This window comes from Glycomyces sp. NPDC047010, assembly GCF_040644205.1.
GTDB lineage: Bacteria > Actinomycetota > Actinomycetes > Mycobacteriales > Micromonosporaceae > Glycomyces.
Genome location: NZ_JBEYVY010000015.1, coordinates 51,385 through 72,795 on the forward strand (window position 1 = coordinate 51,385; position 21,411 = coordinate 72,795).

The 21,411-nt window shown below is 71.1% G+C and carries 19 protein-coding genes; 6 read left to right on the plus strand and 13 right to left on the minus strand.

Going from position 1 to position 21,411, the window contains the following annotated elements:
* Window positions 1-5: 5 nt before the first annotated feature.
* From AB0A65_RS24680 to AB0A65_RS24700, 5 genes are all read right to left on the minus strand, one after another.
* Window positions 6-1,043 carry a 3-isopropylmalate dehydrogenase gene (locus AB0A65_RS24680; RefSeq protein WP_359954864.1) on the minus strand — a complete coding sequence of 346 codons (1,038 nt, stop codon included), beginning with the start codon at window positions 1,041-1,043 and terminating at the stop codon, window positions 6-8.
* Window positions 1,044-1,219: 176 nt separating this feature from the next.
* On the minus strand, window positions 1,220-2,818 hold the full coding sequence (gene serA, locus AB0A65_RS24685; protein ID WP_359954865.1) for a phosphoglycerate dehydrogenase: 1,599 nt from the start codon (window positions 2,816-2,818) through the stop codon (window positions 1,220-1,222).
* A 250-nt stretch (window positions 2,819-3,068) separates the two neighbouring features.
* Window positions 3,069-3,605 (minus strand): regulatory protein RecX, encoded by a 537-nt coding sequence (locus tag AB0A65_RS24690; RefSeq protein WP_359954867.1) that lies wholly within the window; start codon window positions 3,603-3,605, stop codon window positions 3,069-3,071.
* Window positions 3,580-4,638, minus strand: a complete 1,059-nt coding sequence (recA, locus tag AB0A65_RS24695; protein WP_359954869.1) for a recombinase RecA — start codon at window positions 4,636-4,638, stop codon at window positions 3,580-3,582. Before recA ends, AB0A65_RS24690 begins: the two co-directional genes overlap by 26 nt.
* A gap of 120 nt (window positions 4,639-4,758) precedes the next feature.
* The gene (locus AB0A65_RS24700; RefSeq protein WP_359954871.1) at window positions 4,759-4,962 is read right to left on the minus strand and encodes a DUF3046 domain-containing protein; all 204 of its coding nucleotides are present in this window, start codon (window positions 4,960-4,962) and stop codon (window positions 4,759-4,761) included.
* Between the two features lie 91 nt (window positions 4,963-5,053).
* On the opposite strand from AB0A65_RS24700, the gene AB0A65_RS24705 reads away from it, so the two are divergent.
* From AB0A65_RS24705 to AB0A65_RS24715, 3 genes are all read left to right on the plus strand, one after another.
* The gene (locus tag AB0A65_RS24705; RefSeq protein WP_359954873.1) at window positions 5,054-5,626 is read left to right on the plus strand and encodes a helix-turn-helix domain-containing protein; all 573 of its coding nucleotides are present in this window, start codon (window positions 5,054-5,056) and stop codon (window positions 5,624-5,626) included.
* Window positions 5,627-5,663: 37 nt separating this feature from the next.
* Window positions 5,664-7,136, plus strand: coding sequence for a hypothetical protein (locus tag AB0A65_RS24710; RefSeq protein ID WP_359954875.1), 1,473 nt, complete (start codon window positions 5,664-5,666; stop codon window positions 7,134-7,136).
* A gap of 195 nt (window positions 7,137-7,331) precedes the next feature.
* Entirely contained in the window at window positions 7,332-7,778 is a 447-nt protein-coding gene (locus tag AB0A65_RS24715) for a DoxX family protein (protein ID WP_359954877.1), read from the plus strand.
* A 37-nt stretch (window positions 7,779-7,815) separates the two neighbouring features.
* Here AB0A65_RS24715 and AB0A65_RS24720 read toward each other — a convergent pair whose 3' ends face one another.
* The 5 genes from AB0A65_RS24720 to AB0A65_RS24740 form a co-directional block, all read right to left on the minus strand.
* On the minus strand, window positions 7,816-9,627 hold the full coding sequence (locus AB0A65_RS24720) for an Hsp70 family protein (protein WP_359954878.1): 1,812 nt from the start codon (window positions 9,625-9,627) through the stop codon (window positions 7,816-7,818).
* 132 nt (window positions 9,628-9,759) lie between these two features.
* Entirely contained in the window at window positions 9,760-11,721 is a 1,962-nt protein-coding gene (locus AB0A65_RS24725) for a DEAD/DEAH box helicase (protein WP_359954880.1), read from the minus strand.
* Window positions 11,722-12,030: 309 nt separating this feature from the next.
* Window positions 12,031-13,065, minus strand: coding sequence for a GNAT family N-acetyltransferase (locus AB0A65_RS24730; protein WP_359954882.1), 1,035 nt, complete (start codon window positions 13,063-13,065; stop codon window positions 12,031-12,033).
* Between the two features lie 59 nt (window positions 13,066-13,124).
* Window positions 13,125-14,147 carry a GNAT family N-acetyltransferase gene (locus tag AB0A65_RS24735; RefSeq protein ID WP_359954884.1) on the minus strand — a complete coding sequence of 341 codons (1,023 nt, stop codon included), beginning with the start codon at window positions 14,145-14,147 and terminating at the stop codon, window positions 13,125-13,127.
* A gap of 83 nt (window positions 14,148-14,230) precedes the next feature.
* Window positions 14,231-15,250: a hypothetical protein gene (locus AB0A65_RS24740; protein WP_359954886.1), complete on the minus strand. Its 1,020-nt coding sequence runs from the start codon at window positions 15,248-15,250 to the stop codon at window positions 14,231-14,233.
* Between the two features lie 155 nt (window positions 15,251-15,405).
* Between AB0A65_RS24740 and AB0A65_RS24745 the strand changes: the two genes are divergently transcribed.
* On the plus strand, window positions 15,406-15,990 hold the full coding sequence (locus AB0A65_RS24745) for a SigE family RNA polymerase sigma factor (RefSeq protein WP_359954888.1): 585 nt from the start codon (window positions 15,406-15,408) through the stop codon (window positions 15,988-15,990).
* A complete protein-coding gene (locus tag AB0A65_RS24750) occupies window positions 15,983-17,185 on the plus strand; it encodes a hypothetical protein (protein WP_359954890.1) in 1,203 nt (400 codons plus the stop codon). The genes AB0A65_RS24745 and AB0A65_RS24750 overlap by 8 nt, the downstream gene beginning before the upstream one ends.
* A gap of 65 nt (window positions 17,186-17,250) precedes the next feature.
* Here AB0A65_RS24750 and AB0A65_RS24755 read toward each other — a convergent pair whose 3' ends face one another.
* The 3 genes from AB0A65_RS24755 to AB0A65_RS24765 all read right to left on the minus strand — a co-directional run bounded on the left by AB0A65_RS24755 (window position 17,251) and on the right by AB0A65_RS24765 (window position 20,067).
* The gene (locus AB0A65_RS24755; protein ID WP_359954892.1) at window positions 17,251-17,454 is read right to left on the minus strand and encodes a cold-shock protein; all 204 of its coding nucleotides are present in this window, start codon (window positions 17,452-17,454) and stop codon (window positions 17,251-17,253) included.
* A 264-nt stretch (window positions 17,455-17,718) separates the two neighbouring features.
* Window positions 17,719-19,665: an ABC transporter ATP-binding protein gene (locus tag AB0A65_RS24760; protein WP_359954894.1), complete on the minus strand. Its 1,947-nt coding sequence runs from the start codon at window positions 19,663-19,665 to the stop codon at window positions 17,719-17,721.
* A 141-nt stretch (window positions 19,666-19,806) separates the two neighbouring features.
* The gene (locus AB0A65_RS24765; protein WP_359954896.1) at window positions 19,807-20,067 is read right to left on the minus strand and encodes a helix-turn-helix domain-containing protein; all 261 of its coding nucleotides are present in this window, start codon (window positions 20,065-20,067) and stop codon (window positions 19,807-19,809) included.
* A gap of 104 nt (window positions 20,068-20,171) precedes the next feature.
* Here AB0A65_RS24765 and AB0A65_RS24770 point away from each other — a divergent pair, with 104 nt between their 5' ends.
* Window positions 20,172-21,398 (plus strand): hypothetical protein, encoded by a 1,227-nt coding sequence (locus tag AB0A65_RS24770; RefSeq protein ID WP_359954898.1) that lies wholly within the window; start codon window positions 20,172-20,174, stop codon window positions 21,396-21,398.
* The last annotated feature ends 13 nt before the right edge of the window (window positions 21,399-21,411 follow it).

Here is a 21,411-nt window from a genome sequence, read left to right on the forward strand (position 1 = left end):
TGGGTCTAGCTGAGCTGTCCGGCGACGTCGGCGGCTACTCGGTCGCCCACTTCCCCGGTGCGGATCTGGGTCCCGTTGTCGCGGGACGCGAGCTCGCGCTCCACGGCGGCGTTGACGGCGACGGCGGCGTCGGCGCGGCCGAGGTGCTCCAGCAGGAGCGCAGTGGAGGAGATCGCGGCGACCGGGTCGGCGATCCCCTGCCCGGCGATGTCCGGGGCCGAGCCGTGCACGGGCTCGAACGTCGACGGGTGCGTGTGGTCGGGGTTGATCGAACCGGTCGCGGCCAGCCCGATCCCGCCGGTGACGGCGGCGGCGATGTCGGTGAGGATGTCGCCGAACAGGTTGTCGGTGACGATGACGTCGAACGTGTGCGGCCGGTTCACCAGGAACATCGCGGCGGCGTCCACGTGCTGGTACTCGGTGGTCACGTCCTGGTACTCGGCGGCCACGTCGTCGAACGCGCGCTTCCACAGCCCGCCCGCGTGCACCAGCACGTTCGTCTTGTGGACGAGCGTCAGGTGGCCGCGGCGGCGGCGGGCGCGCTCGAACGCGTCGCGCACGACCCGCTCCGTGCCGTACCGCGTGTTCAGGGACTCCTCGGTCGCGATCTCCGCGGGCGAACCGGTGTGCAGGTTCCCGCCGGCGCCGGTGTACAGGCCCTCGGTGCCCTCGCGGACCACCACGAAGTCGATGTCGCCGGGCTTGACGTCCGCCAGCGGCGAGGACGCGCCCGGGTACAGGCGGCTCGGCCGCAGGTTCACGTACTGGTCGAACTCGAAGCGGAGCTTCAGCAGCAGGCCGCGTTCGAGGACCCCCGGGGGGACGCTCGGGTCGCCGATGGCGCCCAGGAGGATCGCGTCGTGCTCGTCCAGTTCGGACAGGACGCTGTCGGGGAGGATCTCACCGGTCCGGTTGTACAGGCGCGCACCCAGGTCGTACTCGGTGTACTCGTAGCCCGGGAGGGCCACGGCGAGCACCTTCTGCGCCTCGGCGGTGACCTCTTGCCCGATGCCGTCGCCGGCGATGACCGCGATCCTGCTCATGGTGCCTCTCTGGTTTCCGTTTCCTCGACGCCCCGCGCGCTCGGACCCGTCCGGCGCCTGGGCCGGGAACGGGGAATGCGGGGCGGGTGCGTTCACCATAACGCACCCGTCCCGCATTCCGACGAACGGCTCTCAGCAGATGGAACGGCTGAGACGCAGGGGATTCAGTGAATCCCTCAGTCCTGGAGGGTCACGGCCTTCGCACCGGTCGCGCCCACGGAGTCCTTGACGCGGCCCAGCACCTCGGCCGGCACCGGAGCGTCGAGCGCGATCGCCATGACCGCCTCGCCCCCGGCCGCCTTGCGCGCCACCTGCATCGCGGCGATGTTGATGTTCAGGTCGCCGATCGCCCCGCCGATGAGGCCGACCACGCCGGGCCGGTCCGTGTACCGCAGGAACAGCAGCGACCCGTCCAGGTCGATGTCCAGCTCGAACCCGTCGATGTCGGTCAGGCGCGGACCGCCGTGCGGCCCGGGGCTGATCGTGCCGGAGACCGTGAGGCCCCGGCCGTCGACCATCGCGCCGCGCAGGGTGACCAGCGTCTGGTACTCCGGCGACTCCTGCGACGTGTACAGGCCCACTTCGACCCCGCGCTGCTCGGCGACGAGCGGCGCGTTCACGTACGTGACCGAGTCGGCCACGTCCACGAACAGGCCCTTCGAGGCCGCCAGCTGGAGCACGGTGACGTCGTGCGCGACGACCTCGCCGCGGACCTCCACCGTCACCGACTGCACGGCCGAGCCGGCCAGCGAGTTGAACGTCCGGCCCAGGCGCTCCGCGAGCGACAGCAGCGGGCGGACCTCCTCGTGGACCACACCCCCGGCCTGCACGTTCGCCGCGTCCGGCACGAACTCCCCCGACAGCGCGAGCTTCACGCTCTTCGCGACCGCCAGGCCCGCGTTGTCCTGGGCCTCACGGGTGGAGGCGCCCAGGTGCGGCGCGGCGACGACGTTGTCGAGCGCGAACAGCGGCGAGTCGGTGCACGGCTCCTTGACGAACACGTCCAGGCCGGCGGCGGCGACGCGGCCGTCCTGGAGGGCCGCGGCGAGCGCGTCCTCGTCGATGAGCCCGCCGCGCGCGGCGTTGACGATCCGCACGCCCGGCTTGACCTTGTTCAGCGCGTCCTCGCCGATGATCCCCACGGTCTCGGGGGTCTTCGGGAGGTGGATGGTGATGAAGTCGGCGAGCGACAGCAGCGTGTCGAGGTCGACCAGCCGCACCCCGAGCTTCGCGGCGAGCGCGGGCTGGGCGTACGGGTCGTACGCGACGACGTCCATGTCGAACGCCTGCATACGGGTCGTGACGAGCTGCCCGATCTTGCCGAAGCCGACCACGCCGAGCGTCTTGCCCTGGATCTCGACCCCGGTGAACTTCTTCCGGTCCCACCGGCCGGCGCGCAGCGACGCGTCGGCGCGCGCGATGTGGCGGGCGCTGGCGAGCAGTAGCGTGATGGCCTGCTCGGCGGCGGACACGATGTTCGAGGTCGGCGCGTTGACGACCATGACGCCGCGCTCGGTGGCGGCGGGCAGGTCGACGTTGTCGAGGCCAACGCCCGCGCGGGCGACGATCTTGAGCTTCGGCGCGTGTTCGAGCGCGGCGGCGTCGATGGTGGTCGCGGACCTGACGATCACGGCGTCGGCCTCGACCAGCGCGGCGTGGAGGGAGTCCACGTCCGTTCCGTCGATCTCCCGGACGTCGAAGTCCCCGGAGAGCACCTCGATCGCAGCGGGCGCGAGTGGGTCGGCGATGACCACCACGGGTTTCGGTTCGGTCATGGATACCTCGCAAAGGTAAGGAGCAACGGAGGACCGGGCGCGGCGCTGCGTCGTCAGCGGCAATGGTATGTCGATCGCGTTAACGGCTCCTTACCGACCTGCCGCATTCCGGATGATGGAACACCCGGCCCCCGGCGGTGTCGTACCCCCGAGCGACGCTTGAAAGCGGGGGCGGTTGTGAACGTGAGGCGTCCTCAATCCGCGGTCGCCCCCGGCTTCGATGGTGCCCGGCGGGTGTGACATCGCCGGGTCACTCGAAGTGGGCGTCCTCGTCGAGGAGTTCCGCGGCGTCGCTCTCGGCCTCCGCAAGGACCTGCTTGACCACCGGGATCGCGATGCCGGAGCCGTAGCCTTTGCGGGCGAGCATGCCCACGAGCTTGCGGAGCACGGCGTCGTCGCTCTGCCCGGCGAGCGAGCGGTAGCGGCGGCGGGCGAGTTCCAGGGCCGCTTCGCGTTCGTCCTCGTCGCTCACCTGCTCGACGGCGGCGTCGATGAAGTCCGGGTCGACGCCCTTGCGGCGCAGCTCCCCGACCAGGGACCGCTTCGACAGACCGCGGGAGCGGTGGCGGGACTCGACCCAGGCGCGGGCGAAGACCGCGTCGTCGATGAGGCCGACCTCCGAGTACCGCTCCAGGATCTCGGTGACGATGTGCTCCTCGAACCCCTTGCGGCGCATGGAGTCCCCGAGCTCGGTGCGCGTCCGGGGCCGGCCCGACAGCAGTTGGAGACAGTACTGCCGGGCCTCTTCCGGGTCGTTCGGCTTAGAAGTCGACTTCGGCTTCTTCAAGCTCGTCCTCGATCTTGGCGGGGGCGTCGGCCGCGGCGGCGTCGACGCCGAGCTTCTCCTTGATCCGCTTCTCGATCTCCAGCGCGAGGTCCGGGTTCTCCTTGAGGTTCGCCCGGGCCTTCTCCTTGCCCTGGCCGAGCTGGTCGCCCTCGTACGTGTACCAGGCGCCCGACTTCTTCACGATGCCGTGCTCGACGCCCATGTCGATCAGCGAGCCCTCCTTGGACACGCCGATGCCGTAGAGGATGTCGAACTCGGCCTGCCGGAACGGCGAGCCGACCTTGTTCTTGACGACCTTGACGCGGGTGCGGTTGCCGACGGCCTCGCCGCCGTCCTTCAGCGTCTCGATGCGGCGGATGTCCAGGCGCACCGAGGCGTAGAACTTGAGCGCCTTGCCGCCGGCGGTGGTCTCGGGCGAGCCGAACATGACGCCGATCTTCTCGCGGAGCTGGTTGATGAAGATCATCGTGGTGCCCGTGGTGTTCAGGCCGCCGGTGATCTTCCGCAGCGCCTGGCTCATGAGCCGGGCCTGGAGGCCCACGTGCGAGTCGCCCATCTCGCCCTCGATCTCGGCGCGCGGCACGAGCGCGGCCACCGAGTCGATGACGATGAGGTCGACGGCGCCGGAGCGGACCAGCATGTCGGCGATCTCCAGGGCCTGCTCGCCGGTGTCCGGCTGGCTGACCAGGAGGTCGTCGACGTTCACGCCCAGCTTCTCGGCGTAGATCGGGTCGAGCGCGTGCTCGGCGTCGATCATCGCGGCCACGCCGCCCTCGGCCTGCACGTTGGCCATGGCGTGGAGCGCGATCGTGGTCTTACCACTGGACTCCGGGCCGTAGATCTCGATGATGCGGCCCTGCGGCAGGCCGCCGACCCCGAGGGCCACGTCGAGCGCGATGGATCCGGTCGAGATGGTCTTGACGTTCTGCTTCGGCTTCTCCCCCAGTCGCATGACCGAGCCCTTGCCGAACTGCTTGTCGATCTGGGCCAGCGCGAGATCGAGCGCCTTAGCCTTGTCCTGAGCGGAGTTCATCCCGCCTCCCTTGGATCCTGTCTGCTTAGCCATGTCGAATACGGTAGCCGCACCCTCCGACAAGGTAGGACAACGGCTTGTTCGAACACGGCGCAACTCGCAACACGAGGGATCCGCGGGTCAGCGCACGAGGCGCGCCGGGATCCGTTCGGGCCAGGCCCGGCACACCGCCATCCACACGGCTTTCGCGTTCTCGCCCTCGGCGAGGGCCTGGTCGATGGTGCGGCCCCCGAGCTGCCCGATCGAGTGGTCGGAGGCCACCGACTTGGCGTAGGCGGGACCGAAGGTCTCGTCCATCCGGTCCCAGAAATCGCTGAGTTTCACGCGCCGCTCCCCCGCCGTCCGCACCTGTCCATGGGGACAACGGTAGGCGACTCGATGGCCCAGGGCCAATCCCAGGTGGCAAGATTGCCGGGTGCCTCGCGTCAGCCAAGAACACCTCGACTCGCGCCGCCAGCAGATCCTGGACGGCGCCCGCTCGTGCTTCGCCAAATTCGGGTACGAGGGCGCGACGGTGCGGCGGCTCGAAGAGGCCACCGGGCTCTCCCGCGGGGCGATCTTCCACCACTTCCGGGACAAGGACGCACTGTTCCTGGCGGTCGCGTCGGTCGACGCGGCCGAGATGGCGGCGACGGTGGCCGAGCGGGGTCTGGTCGGCGTCATGCAGGACCTGACCGCGGGGGCCGACAAGCCGGAGATCTCCGGGTGGCTGGGGACGCAGCTGGAGGTGGCGCGGCGCCTGCGCACCGACCCCGAGTTCGCCGAGGCGTGGGGCCGCCGCCGCGAGGCCATCGCCGAGGCAAGCCGCGAGCGCCTGGAGCACCAGCGCGAGATCGGCGTCCTCCGCACCGACGTCGACATCGAGGTCCTCGCGGGCTTCCTCCAGCTCATGTACGACGGCCTCGTCCGCTACCTCGCCACGGGCCGCGACGACCTGGAGATCACCCGCATCCTCCAACTGGTGGAGGAAGCGGTCCGCCGCCACTGAGGACTGGATCCGAACCGGGCTCGTCTACGATTCCGGCGTGAACCCCTCTGCACCACTCCAACCTCATCCTGCACGGACGGCCTCGAAGTTCGCGTGCGTCATGACCCTCGTCCTCTTGTGGGGGTTCGCGCCTTGGGCGCTGCTGTCGGCGGTGCTGCTCGGCTCGTTCGCCGTTCCGCTGGCGCAGGCGATCGGCTCGCCGACGGCCGGTGTCCTCTTCGGCTGGGCCATCGTCGCAGCGGCTCTGCTGATCACGCCGGTGGCGATGCTCCGCGACGTCGCCGAGCCGATGCGGGGCGAGCCGGTGGACCGGGAGCGGGCTCCGGAGCTGTGGGCGCTGGTCGAGGAGGTCGCCGCCGCCGTGGGCGGGACGGTCCCGGACGTGGTCCTCGTCGACAACGGTTCCGGCCTCTACACGCAGCGCACCATGCGCCACGGGGTGCGGCGGACGGTGCTCCTCCTCGGCATCGGCGTGTTCACGACCCGGACGGTCGGCCTGTTCCGGGCGATGCTCGCGGTCCACATGGGCGGCTCGGCGACGGCGGGCCGATCGGTCGAGGGCCTGGTCTGGGACGGGCACATGTACCTCAAGGGGCTGTTCGCGAAGTACCCCGCGAACCCGCTGAACCTGCTGCTCTGGCCGTACGCGGCGGTCTGCTTCGCGGCGACGTCGCGGATCACGAGGGCCCGGGTGCTCGCCGGCGATCAGGCGGCGGCCGCGTACGCGGGAGGCCCGAACACGTGGTCGACGCTCGCCGAGGTGCAGGTGCTCGACCGCATGTGGGGACGGTTCCTCAGGACGCACCTGAACCCGGCGGTGGAGCACGGCCTGCTGCCGTTCGACGTCATGGGCGGGTTCAGCCGCTTCCTCGACGCGCTGCCGGAGGAGCGGGCGGCGCTGCGCACCGAGCCGCTGTCGGGCCGGACCGCTTGGAACGCCACGCATCCGTCGCACGCGCGGAGGGTCGCCGCGCTCGTCGGCGCGCCAGGCGGGCTCCGGCCGGGCGACGAGCGGCCCGCACTCGGCCTGTTCGCCGACCACCGCCCCGTCGCGGCGACGGTCGACGTCATGTGGAGGTCGCAGGGCACCGCGCGCGCCTCCTGGGAGGAGGTCGCCGACTGGTTGGAGCGCCACTGGCACGAGGTCAGGGCGGCCCGTTCCTACCAGGTGATCGGCGGACTGCTCGGCCCGTCGCGGGCGAGTCTGGACGGGCTGCTGTCGGAGATCGACACGGGTCGCCGCGGCGCGCTGTTCCAGGAGCTGGACCGGCGCGGGTTCCCGGCGGGCGGGCTCGCCTCGATGGTGGCCGTGGCGGCGTTCCGGTCGCAGAAGATGCGCACCGAGATCCGCTGGGGCGAGGGGACCGGCCTCGTCGGCGCCGACGGGCGGCCGTTCGATCCCAAGGCGCTCATCGCATCGCTGTTCACGGCGGAGCCGGACACCGACGCGGTCCGGAAGGCGCTCGCGGACCGCGGCGTGGACCTCCACCGGGCGGTCGCCGAGGGCTGAGTCCTTGCGGCAGAGGCCGACAGGGTACTCCTGTCGGCTTCTTTTGTGAGCGGGGCTTTACCGCGCAAATCACGCTAGATATCTGAAGGTGGGTCATATTTACACAGACCTGTTGGGATTGGTATGCTCACGGGTTAGTTGAACAGTCAACTAAGACTGCCCGGGATCGGGCAGCATCCCCCTTTGGGAGGCAATGTGATCGCAAGACTCCAACCGATCGGGCTGCTCATCGGACGCGTCGCGCTCGGCGTCGTGTTCATCGCGCACGGCTGGCAGAAGTGGAGCACCAACGGGATCGACGCGACCGCGCAAGGCTTCGAGGGCATGGGAATCCCGGCACCCACGCTGTCCGCCTACTTCGCGGCCACGACCGAGCTCGTCGGCGGCTTCCTGCTCATCGCGGGCGCGCTGCTGCCGCTCGTCGGGCTCGCGCTCGCCGCGGTCATGCTCGGCGCGATGTACTTCGTGCACCTCGACGGCGGGTTCTTCTCGATGAACGGCGGCTACGAGTACGTGCTCACGTTGGCCGTGTTCGCCATCGCCATCGGGTTCTCCGGCGGCGGGCTGCTCGCGCTGGACAGCCTGTGGCTCAACAGGAAGAAGGACGAGGCGGCGGTCGAACCGGCCCCCGCAGCGGCCTAGAAGGAGACGTCCGGGCGGGCCCCACCGCCCGCCCGGGCTAGCACTCGGCCAGGCCGCCCAGGGAGTTGACGTCGGCCGGGTCGATGACGAGCCACACGAACGGGATGTAACCGAACTCATTGTCCCCCAGGACGACCCGGACCATGACGTCCGAGGCGTCCTTGCCCTCGTGGTAGTCCCAGAACCCCTCTTCGCCCTCGTTGCCGCGCGGCGTGATCAGGTCCGCCGTCTCGTAGCAGACGAGCTCGAACACCGTGCCCACCGCGGCGTAGCCGATCGCCGTGACGTCGTCGGCGGAGCCGCGGATGCCCGGATCACCGCCCTGGTCGGCGCAGTAGGAGCGGGTCTGCGGGCAGTTCCAGTAGACCTCGCCGGTCAGCGGCCCGGGATCGGCGGAGGTCGTCTCCTCGGGCCCGGGGGTGTTCGATGCCTGCGGCGAGGCGGGGTCCTCGGTCTCGGCGATGGACGTCTCCGCGGCCGTGGTCGGGTCCTCTTCCGCCGCTTGGCCGTCGAGGCCGCTCAGCCACCAGGCGCCGCCGCCGATCAGGGCCACGGCAAGGACCGTGGCGAGTGCCAAGAGTGCGACGGGTAGGCCCCGGCGCCGCGGCGGGACGATCGGCTGGACGGCCGTGACGGCCGGAATCGGGACGACCGGCTGCACCCGCGTGACCGGGCCCGTGGGCTGCGGGACGGCGGCCGGGGTGAGCGGGAGGGCCGGGGGCGGCACCGCCGCAGGCGTCAAGGGCTGGTCAGGGACGGCCACGGTGCCTTCGCTGACGACCAGTTCGGGCTGCTCGATCATCGTCGGGGCGATGCCGAGCTCCTGGTGGATCATCGTGGCGGCCAAGGGCATCCGGCTCGCGCCGCCGACCATGAACACGCCCGCGACCTGCTCGGGCGAGAGCCGCGCCTCGCGGATCACCGCCTTCGTGATCGCCACGGTCTGCGCCAGGAGCGGCCGGGCCAGGAGGTCGAGTTCCGCGCGCGTCAGCAGCTCCTCGGCGGCGAACCCCGGGACGAGGACCTCGGTGGTCGAGCGGCGCGAGAGCCGCTCCTTCGCCTCGCGCACCTCGTCGTAGAGCTGGAACCGGGCCCGCAGCACCTCGCCGCCCGCGTCGCGGTTGTTCGAGGGCTCGCCGAGGAGCGCCCGCCACGCCGACGACCGCGCCTCGGTCCCCGCGAAGCGCCCGCCGAGGTAGTCCACGAGCTCCTGGTCGAGGTAGTGCCCGCCGACGCGGTCCGAGCCGTCCACGGCGAGCACGTCGAACCCGTTGGGCCCGAAGGCGACCGCGCTGGCGTCGAACGTGCCCGCGCCGAGGTCGTAGACGACGACGGCCCGGCCGGGCTCGATCCGGTGCCCGAGCACCTCGGCGAAGTAGCGGGCCGCCGCGACGGGTTCGGGCAGGAGCAGCGGGGCGGGCATCCCGGCCGCGAGGGCGGCGTCGGTGACGATGTGGCGGCGGTTCGGGCCCCACCCGGCGGGGACGGTGATCGTGACCGACCGGGGCGCCCCGGCGACGGCGGTGCACTCGGCGAGGACCCGGCCCATGACACTGCCCACGGCGTCCCCGATCGGGACCTCCCTGTCCCCCAGCAGGAGTGAAGGCGCGTCGAGGCGGAGCTTCGGGTTGCGCTCGTAGCGGTGGGGGTGGCGGCGGGCCTCCCTCGCCGCGTCCCTGCCGACCAGGAGGGAACCATCGTGGTCGATATATATTCCAGACGGCAGGAGCGGATGGCCGTCGAAGAGGATCTGGTGGCGCCGCCCGTCGCCGCGCAGGACCGCGGCGACCGTGTTGTGAGTGCCGAAGTCGATGCCGAGTGCAGTGGCAGAGCGCGGAGCGGCGTCCATTCAGGACCTTTCAGGGGTGCGGGAGGCGGTCCCGCAAGGGTACTGCGGCCGCGCCGGACCCGGCTCCCCCAGAGAAGACGAACGGGGCCGACGAGGGATGCCCCTCGTCGGCCCCGGTTCAGTCGTCAGTGCCTACCAGCGGTCGCGGCGCTCGCGGTCGCCGTAGCCCCGGCGCTCGCCGCGGTCGCGGTCGCCGTAGCCGCCGCGCCCGCGGTCGTCGCCGCCGCGGAAGCCGCCCTCGCGGTTCCCCCGGTAGCCGCCGTTGTCGCGGTTGCCCTGGTAGCCGCCGCCGCGGTTGCCGTAGCCCCCGCCGTCACGGTTCCCCTGGTAGCCGCCGCTGCGGCCGCCCTCGCGGTCGCCGTAGCCACCGCGGTTCCGGTCGCCGTAGCCGCCGCCGCGGTTGTCGCGGTCGCCGTAGCCGCCGCCGCCGCGGTTGCCCTGGTAGCCGCCGCCCTCGCGGTTGCCCCGGTAACCGCCGCGGTCCCCGCCCTCGCGGTTCCCGCGGTAGCCGCCGCGGTCGCCGCCTTCGCGGTTGCCCCGGTAACCGCCACCGCGGTTGCCGCGGTCGCCGCCGTAGCCCCCGCGTCCACCGCGGTCGTCGCGGTCGCGGCGCGGGCCGCGGTCGTCGCGGCGCTTCGATGGGCCTTCGAGGATCTCGCGCTCGGCCTGCTCGCGCAGGCGGGTCGCCTCGGCGCGCAGGCCCTCGGCGTCCTCCTTCAGGCGCTGGATCTGGCGTTCGAGGCGCTTGACCTCGTCGTCGTTGCGGGTCGCCTGGTGCTCGGAGGACACCGCGCGCAGGTCGGTGAAGTTCCGGGCGCCCATGAGCGTGGTCAGCTCGGCATCGAAGTTGTCGTTGACGTAGTGGCGGGTGGCCTCCACGCCGGCGCGCTCGATGAGGCTGAACATCGTGCGGTTCTGGTGCGGCAGCACCAGGGTCGCCACGTGGCCGGACTGCCCGGCGCGGGCGGTGCGCCCGGCGCGGTGCAGGTAGTCCTTGTGGGTCTTCGGCGGGTCGACGTGGAGGACCATGTCGACGCCGTCCACGTGGATGCCGCGGGCCGCGACGTCGGTGCACACGAGCGCGTCGAGGCGCCCGTTCTTGAAGCGGTCCAGGACCTTCGAGCGGTCGGCCTGGGTCATGCCGCCGTGGAGTCCCTCGGCGTTGACGCCCTGCTCGCGCAGCTCCTCGGCGATGCGGTCCACCGCGAGCTGGGTCCGCACGAACACCATCGTCAGGCCCGGGCGGGCCGCGACGGCGGCGGTCATGGTGGCCTTGTCGCGCGGGCCGATGAGCAGCAGGTGGTGGCTCATCGTGGTGACCGAGCCGGCCGGCGGGTCGACCGAGTGGACGACGGGCTCCGACAGGTACTTGCGGACGAGGACGTCGATCTCCTCCTCCAGCGTGGCCGAGAAGAGCATCCGCTGGCCGCCCTGGGGCAGCTGGTCGAACAGCTCCTCGACCTCGGGCAGGAAGCCCATGTCGGCCATCTGGTCGGCCTCGTCGAGGATCGCGAGCTCCACGTCCTCAAGCGAGCACTCGCCGCGGCGGATCAGGTCGCGCAGGCGGCCCGGGGTGGCGACGAGCATGTCGACCCCGGCGCGGAGCGCGTCGATCTGGCGGGAGAACGCGGTGCCGCCGCAGACGACCTTCATCTCGATGCCGACGGCGTCGCCGAAGGTCTGGAGCGACTCGGCGACCTGGATCGCGAGTTCGCGGGTCGGGGTCAGGATGATCGCGCGCGGCCGCTTGGCCTTGGTGCGACCGCCCGCCGCGAGGCGGGACAGGGTCGGCAGGCCGAAGGCCAGGGTCTTGCCCGAGCCGGTCTGGCCGCGGCCGAGGATGTCGCGCCCGGCCATGGCGTCCGGGATCGTGGCGGCCTGGATCGGGAAGGGCGTGATGATGCCCTGCTCCGCCAGCGCGGCCGTGATCTTCTCGGGGAGGCCGAGCTCGTCGAAGGACGGGCCCTCGGGCACCGCGACCTCGTCGGTCTCGACGGTGAACTCCTCGTTGAGGGGCTCGGTGGCGGCCTCCGCTGCGGGGGCCTCGGCGGGGGTCTCCGCCGGGGTCGCCTCGGTCGCGGGAGCCTCGCTCACCGCGGCCTCCGACGGGGAGGTTTCGAGGGTTTCAGTGGTTTCGGGAGCAATGTCGGATTCACTGATGGCAGCATCCGGCACAGTTTGGTCAAGAGTCATGGTTCGCCTTCCGCGAGAACGACTTCGTAAATGACGCACGTTCCGCGGAATATCGGTTTCACCATGAGCCGACGGTGATGGGGCGGGACGCGCCTGATCGGGCCTCTGCAATGAAGAACTAGGGCCAGCTAAGAACAATAGCCGACCGTGAGAAGCGGTCGCCACTCTCACGGTCGGCTTGTGCCTGGAGACACCCTTTCGGGGTTTCCGCTAGGCGTCGAGCTTGCGCTGGAACTCCGCGCCGCCGTCGAGGATCTCGTAGCCGAGCACGACGTTGATGCCGATCATCGGGGCGTTGACGTCGGCGTTGTCGGTCCAGATGGTCCGCACCTGCGGGTAGTTCTCGCGCACGAGGCGGAGGTTGAGGATCTTCAGGAGCGTGCCGAGGCGGTGGCCGCGGTGCGCGGGGTTAACGATGGTGATGCCCTGGAACGCGTCCGAGTACTCCGGGTCGTTGTAGGCGAACACGGCGGTGTTGGCGACGGCCTCGCCGGTGGCCCGGTCGACCGCGATGGTCTGGATCGCGTTGACGCCCATGGCCTCGTTGCGGTCGGCGCGGGCGTTCTTCAGTTCCGCGTCGATGGTCTCGGGGCCGAGCTCCAGGTCCCCGAGGGGGACCTCTTCGAGGATCGTGGAGTCGATGCGGGCCATGGTGTCGACGAGGTGCTCGGGCGTGCGGCCGATCCAGGAGATGATCTCGTAGGCGTCGCCGGCGGCGGCCTGCGACTTCTCCAGGAGGGCCTGCTCGGCGTCGGCGTCGAGGGCGTCCACGGCGCAGCGGCGGTTGATCCAGGTGAGGGCCTGCTCGAAGCCGTGCTTCTCGGCGAAGAGCTGCCCGGCCTTCGACCGTTCGATGCCGTCTTCCCAGGTGAGGCGGGTGTCGAGGGTGAGGGTGGTGCGTCCTCGTCCCTTGGCGTCGGCGATGAAGTGCTCCAGGAGGGCGCTGGCGACGCCCTGGCGGCGGTGCTCGGGGTGGGTGTGGATGCTCGCCCAGCCGAAGTGGAGGTTCTCGCGGGCCGGGTACCCGGCCTCGGCGATGCCGACGACCTGTCCGTCGCGCACGGCGATGAACGTCGCCTCGTGCTCGGCGGGGTCGGGATGGACCAGGCCCAGGGTGAACTTGCCCCAGTGGGGTGCGGGGGCCTCGGGTGCGTCCGCGGCGTGGGCGGCGCGCAGGACCTCGAACGCGCCGGAGACGAGGTCGCCGTCAGCGGGGTCGAGCTCGACGATCTGGATGTTGCTCATCTGCACAGTCTGACCAGCGGGTATGACACTCGGCAACCGAATTACGGAAACGGCTCCGATCAGGGCTTGAGCTTGCGCTGGTAGACGCTGAGGGCGTCGACGGCCTCGTAGCCGAGGCGGTCGTTGATGGCGACCATGTGGCCGTTGACGTCCGCGTTCTCGGTCCAGACCTCGGCGACGCGCGGAAAGCGCTCGCGCAGCTGCCGGAGGTTCGCGAGCTTGAGGAGGAGGCCGAGGCGGTGGCCGCGGTGCGCGGGGTCGACGATGGTGATGCCCTGGGCGGCGTGGACGGCCGCGGGGTCGGCGTAGGCGTGGACGTGGGTGTAGGCGACGGCCTCGCCGGTGGCGCGGTGGACGGCGGCGGCCTTGACGGGGACCTCGTGGATGGCGGCGGCGAGGGCCTCCTTGGCGCGGGCGCGCTCGACGTCGACGTGCTCGGGCTCCAGGGCGACGTCGCCGGAGGGGACTTCGACGCGGGTCATGGCGTCGAGGCGGCACAGGGACTCGATGAGGTCGTCGGGGGCGGGGCCGGTCCAGGTGCGGACCTCGTAGTCCGCGGAGGCGGCGACGGCCTGGTCCCACAGGAGCCGCTCCTCGTCGGGGGCGAGGGCGTCGGTGCGGCTGCGGCGGTTGACCTGGACGAGCGCGAGCGTGAACCCGTTGCGCTCCAGGAACTCCGCGCCGGTGCCGGGGCGGCGGGGGCCGTCGCCCCAGGTGGTGAGGGTGCCCGCGGTGAGGTCGGTGCGGCCGTGCTCGGCGGCGTAGGCGACGTAGTGGGCGAGGAGGGCGGCGCCGATGCCGCGGCGGCGCATGTCGGGGCGGACCATGAGCTCGGCCATGGCGAGGTGGGGGTTGTCGCCGGTCAGGAAGGCGATGCCGATGTAGCCCGCGAGCGCGCCGTCCTCGACGGCGGCGAAGTACGCGATGTCGAGTCCGGGCCGGTCCTGGCGGAGTTCGGCGCGGAAGGTCTGCTCGACGGGGCGGCGGTTCTCGGGGGCGTCGGCGTCGAGGACCGCGTTGACGAGGGCGAGGATCTCGCCCGCCATGCGGTCGTCGGCGGTGTCGACGGGGGTGATCTGCATGTCCCGAGTATGGCCGGGAGCGTCCATGATCGGGGTCCACCGCAGGCGCCCCGGGGCCGGGAGCCCAAGGGCGCCTGTGGGGTTCAGCCCTTGAGCTGGTATTCGGCGTTGGCGTCGACGGTGGCGTAGCCCATGAGCTCGTTGATCGCGATCATAGGGGCGTTGACGTCGGCGTTGTCGGTCCAGATCCACTGCGTGGTCGGCGAGTGTTCGCGCACGAGGCGGAGGTTCGCGAGCTTGAGGAGTAGGCCGAGGCGGTGGCCGCGGTGCGCGGGGTCGACGATGGTGATGCCCTGGAGGCCGTTGACGGTGTCGCCGTCGTCGAGGGCGATCTCGGTCCAGGCGCGGACCTCGCCGGTGGCGCGCTCGACGGCGACCGACATGACCCAGGTGCGGCCCTCGACCTCGTTGACGGCCTCCTTGGCGCGGAACTTCTCGGGGGTGATCTGCTCGACCTCGAAGTCGAGCTCGCCGAGGGGGATCTCGTTGACGATCATGGTGTCCATGCGGCACATGGTGTCCAGGAGGTCGTCGGGGACCGGGCCGATCCACTGGCGGATCTCATAGGTGTCCCCGGCCTTCGCGAGGGCCTCGTCGTAGCGGAGGCGCTCCTCGTCGGGGCCGAGCGGGTCGATCGGGCTGCGGCGGTTGACGGTGGTGAGCGCGAGCGTGTAGCCGCGGGAGGCGAGGAGCGCGGCGCGGGCGCCGTCGCGGGCGGGGCCGCCCTCCCAGTGGACGGGTGCTGAGGAGACGATCGTGGTGCGGCCGTGGGCGCGGGAGAACGCCTCGACGTGCGCGAACAGGTCGGCCTCGGCGGTGCCGTCGCGGTGGTCGGGGTGGACGTACGCCTCGATGCGGCTGAGGTCGAGGTTCTCGTCGGTGAAGAACCCGATGCGCGCGAAGGCGACCGCGGTGCCGTCGTCGGCGACGGCCGCGAACCAGTGGCGGGCGCGGCCGGGCATGACGTGGGTGAACAGGGTCCGGAAGAACCGCTCGGTGTAGGCGGGGTTCTCGGGCGCGTCGGCGTGGTTCGCCGCGGTGAGGATGGCGAAGGACCGGTCGATCAGATCGGCGTCGGCCGCGTTGAACTCGATGATTTTCACCGACACAGTGTGCCGTCCGGACGCGGCGGCATCAATCGGTTTCCGGATCGTCCGTTCGGCTGAGGATGGTCGGCCGTTCGTATGATGCGCGGCGGTGCGCGGATTCCCGTCTTGCTAGGTATCCACCCAAACCCACTCCACTGAACGGATCGAACGTGAGCGAACCGACCGCCCCGCCAGGGGCGCCGCCGACGCGGCAGAGCGAGTTCGAGGACTTCGTGCGGGCCCGGTCGCGGTCGCTGTGCGCCTCGGCCTACCTCCTGACTGGAGATCGGGGCCTCGCCGAGGACCTCGTGCAGGACGCCCTGGCCCGCACCTGGCGGGCCTGGAAACGCCTGCACCGCACCGCGAACGCCGAGGCGTACACCCGGCGCACCATGTACCACCTGCACGTGAGCCGCTGGCGGCGCACGAAGGTCGCGGAGGTCGCCGTCGACGCGGTGCCCGAGCGGGCCGAGCGGGAACCCGATACTGCGCTGCGCCTGGCCGTCCACGCGGCCCTGCTGTCGCTGCCGCCGAACCAGCGGGCCGCGATCGTGGTGCGCTACTTCGAGGACCAGACCGAGGTCGCCGCCGCGGCCGTCCTCGACTGCCCCGTGACCACGCTGCGGGCCCGCGTCCAGCGCGGCCTGCGCAGCCTCCGCACCCGCTTCCCCCACCTCGTGCTCGGGGACGCGGACCTCCAACTCGCCCAATGGGAGCACGAGTTCAACAGCCAGATGGGAGAGCGCAATGCCTGAGTCGATCCGCTCGCTGCTCCACGACATCGGGGACGACCACTCCGAGCCTGGAGGCGACCTCGCCGCCGGCGCCTACAGGAAGGCGCGCAGCATCTCCAGGAAGCGCATCGCGGCGGGCGCCGCCGGCATCGCCGCCGCCCTCGCCATCGCCGGGACCGGCACGGCCGCCTGGCTCGACGACGGACGAGACCCGGACTCGGGTCCGGGTCCGGCCGAGGGCCCGACCACCGACCCCGACGACGTCGGAAGCTACGGCGATGAGGACGAGGAGATCCGGTTCGGCTGCGGCATCCGCCCGCAGGACTGGGACGACCTCGGCGTCGAGTTCCCCGACCGGGGCGATTCCGGGACCGAGCAGGAGATGACCGAGCTGCCGTACAGCCTCGGCTACCGCGTCACCAACGACGACTGGATGGAGTCGACCTGGCGGTTCGGCGAGGACGGCGAGGCCGACGGCCTCGACAACCAGGCCGAGTACGTCTACCACCTCGCCCCCGACGGGAACCGGGTGTTCGCGGTCGACCGCACCGACTCCTGCGGCGCCGCCTACATGGAGATCGGGTACGACACGAACTTCACGGACGGCTTCCCGTTCTTCTCGGTCGAGCCGGTCCAGTGTGAGATCGCCTGGTCACCGGATTCGGACAAGCTCCTGTTCACCGAGCCCACGGTCTACGAAGACGCCAAGACCTACGTGCTCGACGTCGCGACCGGGGAGCTGACCGCCGTCGCCGAGTCGGGCGACGACCTGTTCTGCGCCTCCGAATGGGCCCCCGACGGGGAGCACCTGTGGGCGGGCCGCACCGCCGTCTACAACCTTGACGGGTCGGTCGCCCAGGAACTGCCCGGACTCGAAGCGAGCCTGGAGGACGAGCAGTGGCTCGACACGGGGATCTCCACCGACTACGGCGAGGCGTGCTTCGACGAGTACGGCGAGGCGGAGGGCGACACGGTCGGCCGGTACTGCGACGCCTACGTGGACACCGCGACCGGTGAGGAGCTGGAACTGCCCGTGGACGGCGAGGACCGGCAGGTCGTGTTCCTGTACGACGGGTCGATGCTGATCCTGACGCACGGGGACGGCACCGCGGTGCAGTACCTCGTGGACCCGGACGGGAACGTCATCGACGAGCGCCAGCTCCCCGGCGACTTCGCCGACGACATCGAGGAGCTGGTGATGTTCTACCCCTGGTAGGACCCCGGACACCACAGAAGCCGCTGTCCTTCTCAGTGAAGGGCAGCGGCTTCGTGCTCGATTGCCTACAGAGCGCGCAGGTTTGCGGCCTGCGGGCCCTTCTTGCCGGCTTCGATCTCGAACTCCACGCGCTGGTTCTCTTCGAGGGAGCGGTAGCCGTTCCCGGTGATCGCGGTGAAGTGGACGAAGATGTCCGGACCGTCGCCGTCAGGAGCGATGAAGCCGAAGCCCTTGTCCGCGTTGAACCATTTAACGGTGCCTTGCGCCATTACTGCATTTCCTTGCGATGTTGATGTTCAGACCCGCCGCAGTCCCGGTCCAGGGGGTACCTAGCTGGGGCGTCGGCGTCATGGTCTGAGGTGTGCCGCCATTGCTGGCGCTTCACCGCTTCGGCGGATATTGAACCGAAGCGGCCTTTGGACCCTACAGTACGCCTGCTTTATTGGAACCCGTCAGTTTGAATTCGTCCTCACGTGTAAGGCTTTGACCTGGGACGATGTGGTTTCGCTCTGAGCAGATATGGCCCATGTCACTCAAGCGGCAGTCGATAGCGGCCCGTCCGGACCGATTTCCACCCCTTCGGAGCGGTCCTCACTGCGCTCCTGGTCCGATCCGCTGCGCTCCTCGAACTGGGTCTTATACAGCTCCGCGTACAGCCCGCCGCGGACCACCAGGTCGTCGTGGGTGCCGGACTCGACGACCTCGCCGTCCTCCAGGACCACGATCGTGTCGGCCCGGCGCACGGTGGAGAGCCGGTGGGCGATGACGAGCGAGGTGCGGCCCTCCAGGGCCGTGTCGAGGGCGCGCTGGACGGCGGCCTCGGACTCGGAGTCGAGGTGGGCGGTGGCCTCGTCGAGGATGACGATCGGCGGGGCCTTGAGCAGGACCCGGGCGATCGCGAGGCGCTGCTTCTCGCCGCCGGAGAACCGGTACCCGCGCTCCCCCACGACCGTGTCGAGCCCCGATTCGAGGCGGCGCACGGTGTCGCCGATCTGCGCGCGGTCCAGGGCCGCCCAGATCTCCTCGTCGGTGGACTCGGGCCGGGCGTACGCGAGGTTCTCGCGGACGGTGTCGTGGAACAGGTGCGCGTCCTGGGTGACCATGCCGATCTTGGCCGCCAGGGACTCGCCCTTGAGGTCGCGCACGTCGACGCCGCCGACCTCGACGGCGCCGCCGGTGACGTCGTACAGGCGCGGCACGAGGCCCGCCATGGTGGTCTTCCCGGCGCCCGAGTGGCCGACGAGGGCCACGAGCTTGCCGGGCTCGACGTCGAAGGAGACGCCGCGGAGGATCTCGCGGCCGGAGTCGGAGCGGTCGGGGCGGGCCAGGTCCTCCAGGCTCGCGAGGGAGACCTCGTCGGCGCCCGGGTAGCGGAAGTGCACGTCGCGGAAACTGACCGACGCGGCGCCCGCGGGCAGCTCGCGCGCGTCGGGCTTCTCCTCGATGAGCGGCTTGAGGTCGAGGACCTCGAAGACGCGCTGGAAGGACACGAGGGCGCTCATGACGTCGACGCGCACGTTCGACAGGGCCGTGAGCGGCCCGTACAGGCGCGTGAGCAGCAGCGCGAGCGTCACCACGGTGCCCGCGCTGAGCTGCCCGGCGAACACGAGCGCGCCGCCGAGGCCGTACGCGAGGGCCTGCGAGAGGCCCGCGACGAGGGTGAGCGCGACGATGAACGTGCGCGCGTACATCGCGGTGGTGATGCCGATGCCGCGCACGCGGTCGGCCTTCCCGGCGAACTCCGCAGACTCGGTGTCGGGGCGGCCGAAGAGCTTCACGAGCATCGCGCCGCCGACGTTGAACCGCTCGGCCATCTGGGTGTTCATGGCCGCGTTCAGGTCGAAGGACTCCTTGGTGAGGGCCGCGAGCTTGCGGCCGACCCACTTGGCGGGCACCAGGAACACCGGGACGAGGACCAGCGACAGCAGGGTGATCTGCCAGGACTGGAAGAACATGACGCCGATGATGAGCGCGACCGCGATGCCGTTGGAGACGAGCCCGGAGAGGGTGCTCGTGAACGCCCGCTGGGCGCCCATGACGTCGTTGTTCAGCCGCGACACCAGCGCGCCGGTCTGCGAGCGGGTGAAGAACGCGACCGGCTGGGACTGGACGTGGTCGAACACGGCCCGGCGCAGGTCGAAGATGATGCCCTCGCCGAGCTTCGCGCCGTACCAGCGCATGGCGAGGTTGAGCAGGCCCTCGGCGAGGGCGAGCCCGGCGATGATCGCGGCGATCCTGACGACGCCCGCCTGGGTGCCGCCGGCGCCGGTGAGCTCGTTGACGATGTCGCCGGCGAGGACGGGCGTGGCGACGCCGATCGCGGCGATGAGCGTGACGAGCCCGATGAACAGGGCGATGTCGCGCCGGTAAGGGTGCGCGAACCGCAGGATGCGGCGCTTCACGCCGCGGGTGAGTGTGACGCCTTTGAGGTCGTCCGCGCGCCGCATCGAGCGCATGGCGTCCCAACCGGCGGGTCCCATCGATGACACTGGGCCTCCCGTGTGCAAGTGCCCAAGTGCGTTCGTCGTCCGGTCAGGTCGGTGGCAGTCCGCGGCAGTCCGGTGGGGCTTGGGCCGATTCGTCGTTCGTTTCCGAACGTGCAACAACCGGAGGGGGCCGGGTTATTTCCCGCCGCCCTTGCGGGCGCCGCCGCGGGTGCGGAAGTCGATTCCCGCTTCGGCCAGCAGACGGTGCGTGAAACCGTACGATCGGCCTATCGTTGAAGCGATGTCCCTGATGCTCCGGCCCTGCTCGTAGGCCGCGGTCACGCGGTCGGTGAGCTCGCGGCGCTCGTCGCCGCGGACCTGCCGGTTCGGATCGGTCTTCGCCGCGCCGGGTTCTGCGGGCGCGCCTTCGGGGGGAGGAACGGATTCGGGGGTCATGAGTCCTTTCCCGGATACGGAGGGTGATGAAGGTGTGTTGTGAAGTTTGCCGGAGTTCTGTCGCCCGGCGGACGTTTCTGTCGGATACCCGATAGTTTCGTGAGGTGACCGCACCGCAGACCTCATTCACCGACCGGGTCGACGCCCTCGCCCCGGCGCGGCGGCGCCATTCGCGCCTGCGCGACCTCGGGATCTGGCTGTGCCTCACCGCGATCGTGCTCACGATGGCGTCGGTGGCGGTCTCGACGACCGAAGTGGTCGGTCCGCGGACGCTCCCGTGGTGGCCGGCCCAGAGCCTGTCGCTGCGGGTCACGCCCGGCATGGTGCTGGCGCCCCTGGCGGCCGCGGCCGTACTCGGGGTCGCGAGCCGCCCTGCGGCGGTGCGGATGTCGTGGCACACGCTGCTGGTGCTGTCCTATCTGGCCTCCATCGCGTGGTCGGCCGCATTGCACACCAATGTGGACCCGACGACGATGTCGACGGCCACCGACGGCGCGCGCGGCGCCGTCGCGCTCCTCGTCTCGTACACCGGTTCCGAAGCGGGCCTTGCCATCACGGTCATCGCGCTGTCGTGCCTGTCGGTGCCGCTGGTGCTCGTCGCGGTCAAGTCCGTGTCCGGCCCCGTGGCGGCCCGCGCGCTCGCGCCGGTGCTCGTCCTCGGGCCGTGGGCGGCCTGGGCGACGCTCGGCATCGACGGGATCGCCGCCGCCGCGTGCGCCGCGGTCCTCGCGGCCGGGGCGGTCGCCTCCGAGCGGCACGTCAAGGGCTGGGACGCGTTCTGGGGCGCGGCCGCCGCGGGCGGCCTCCTCGGGATCGCGGCACTCCTGTCGTACGGCGCCGCGTGGTTCGCGGTGTCGCTGCTGTGCCTGTACTTCGCGCGCCGCCGCCCCGGGCAGATCCTCGTGTCGGCGGGCGCGGCCCTCGCGGTCCTCGCCCTCGCCGCCATGACCGGGTCCTCGTGGCCGTACGGCCTGGTGGACACCTACAACGCGGCCATCGGCGAGATCGCCGCGCACCCGGGCCAGCTGTGGTGGGTAGCGCTCATGCCCGCGCTCGTGGCCGTCGCGTGCGGCCCGGCGATCGTGGAGAGCCTGCGCCGCTTCGGGTCCAGCTCGGCGTGGCCGCTCATGATCGGCCCGCTCCTGGCGCTCATGATCGCCCCGCTCAGCGGCTCGAACCCCGAGCACCCCGAGTACGGCTGGATCGCCCTGTGCCCGTGGCTCATCGTTGCCGCGACCGCGCGGGGCGACCGGAAGCACTCGGTGCGCGCCCCGATCATCAGCGCGGCCGCGGGCGCGTGCGCCGCGATCGTGCTCATGTACTCCGGTTGAGCAGGGCCTCCGG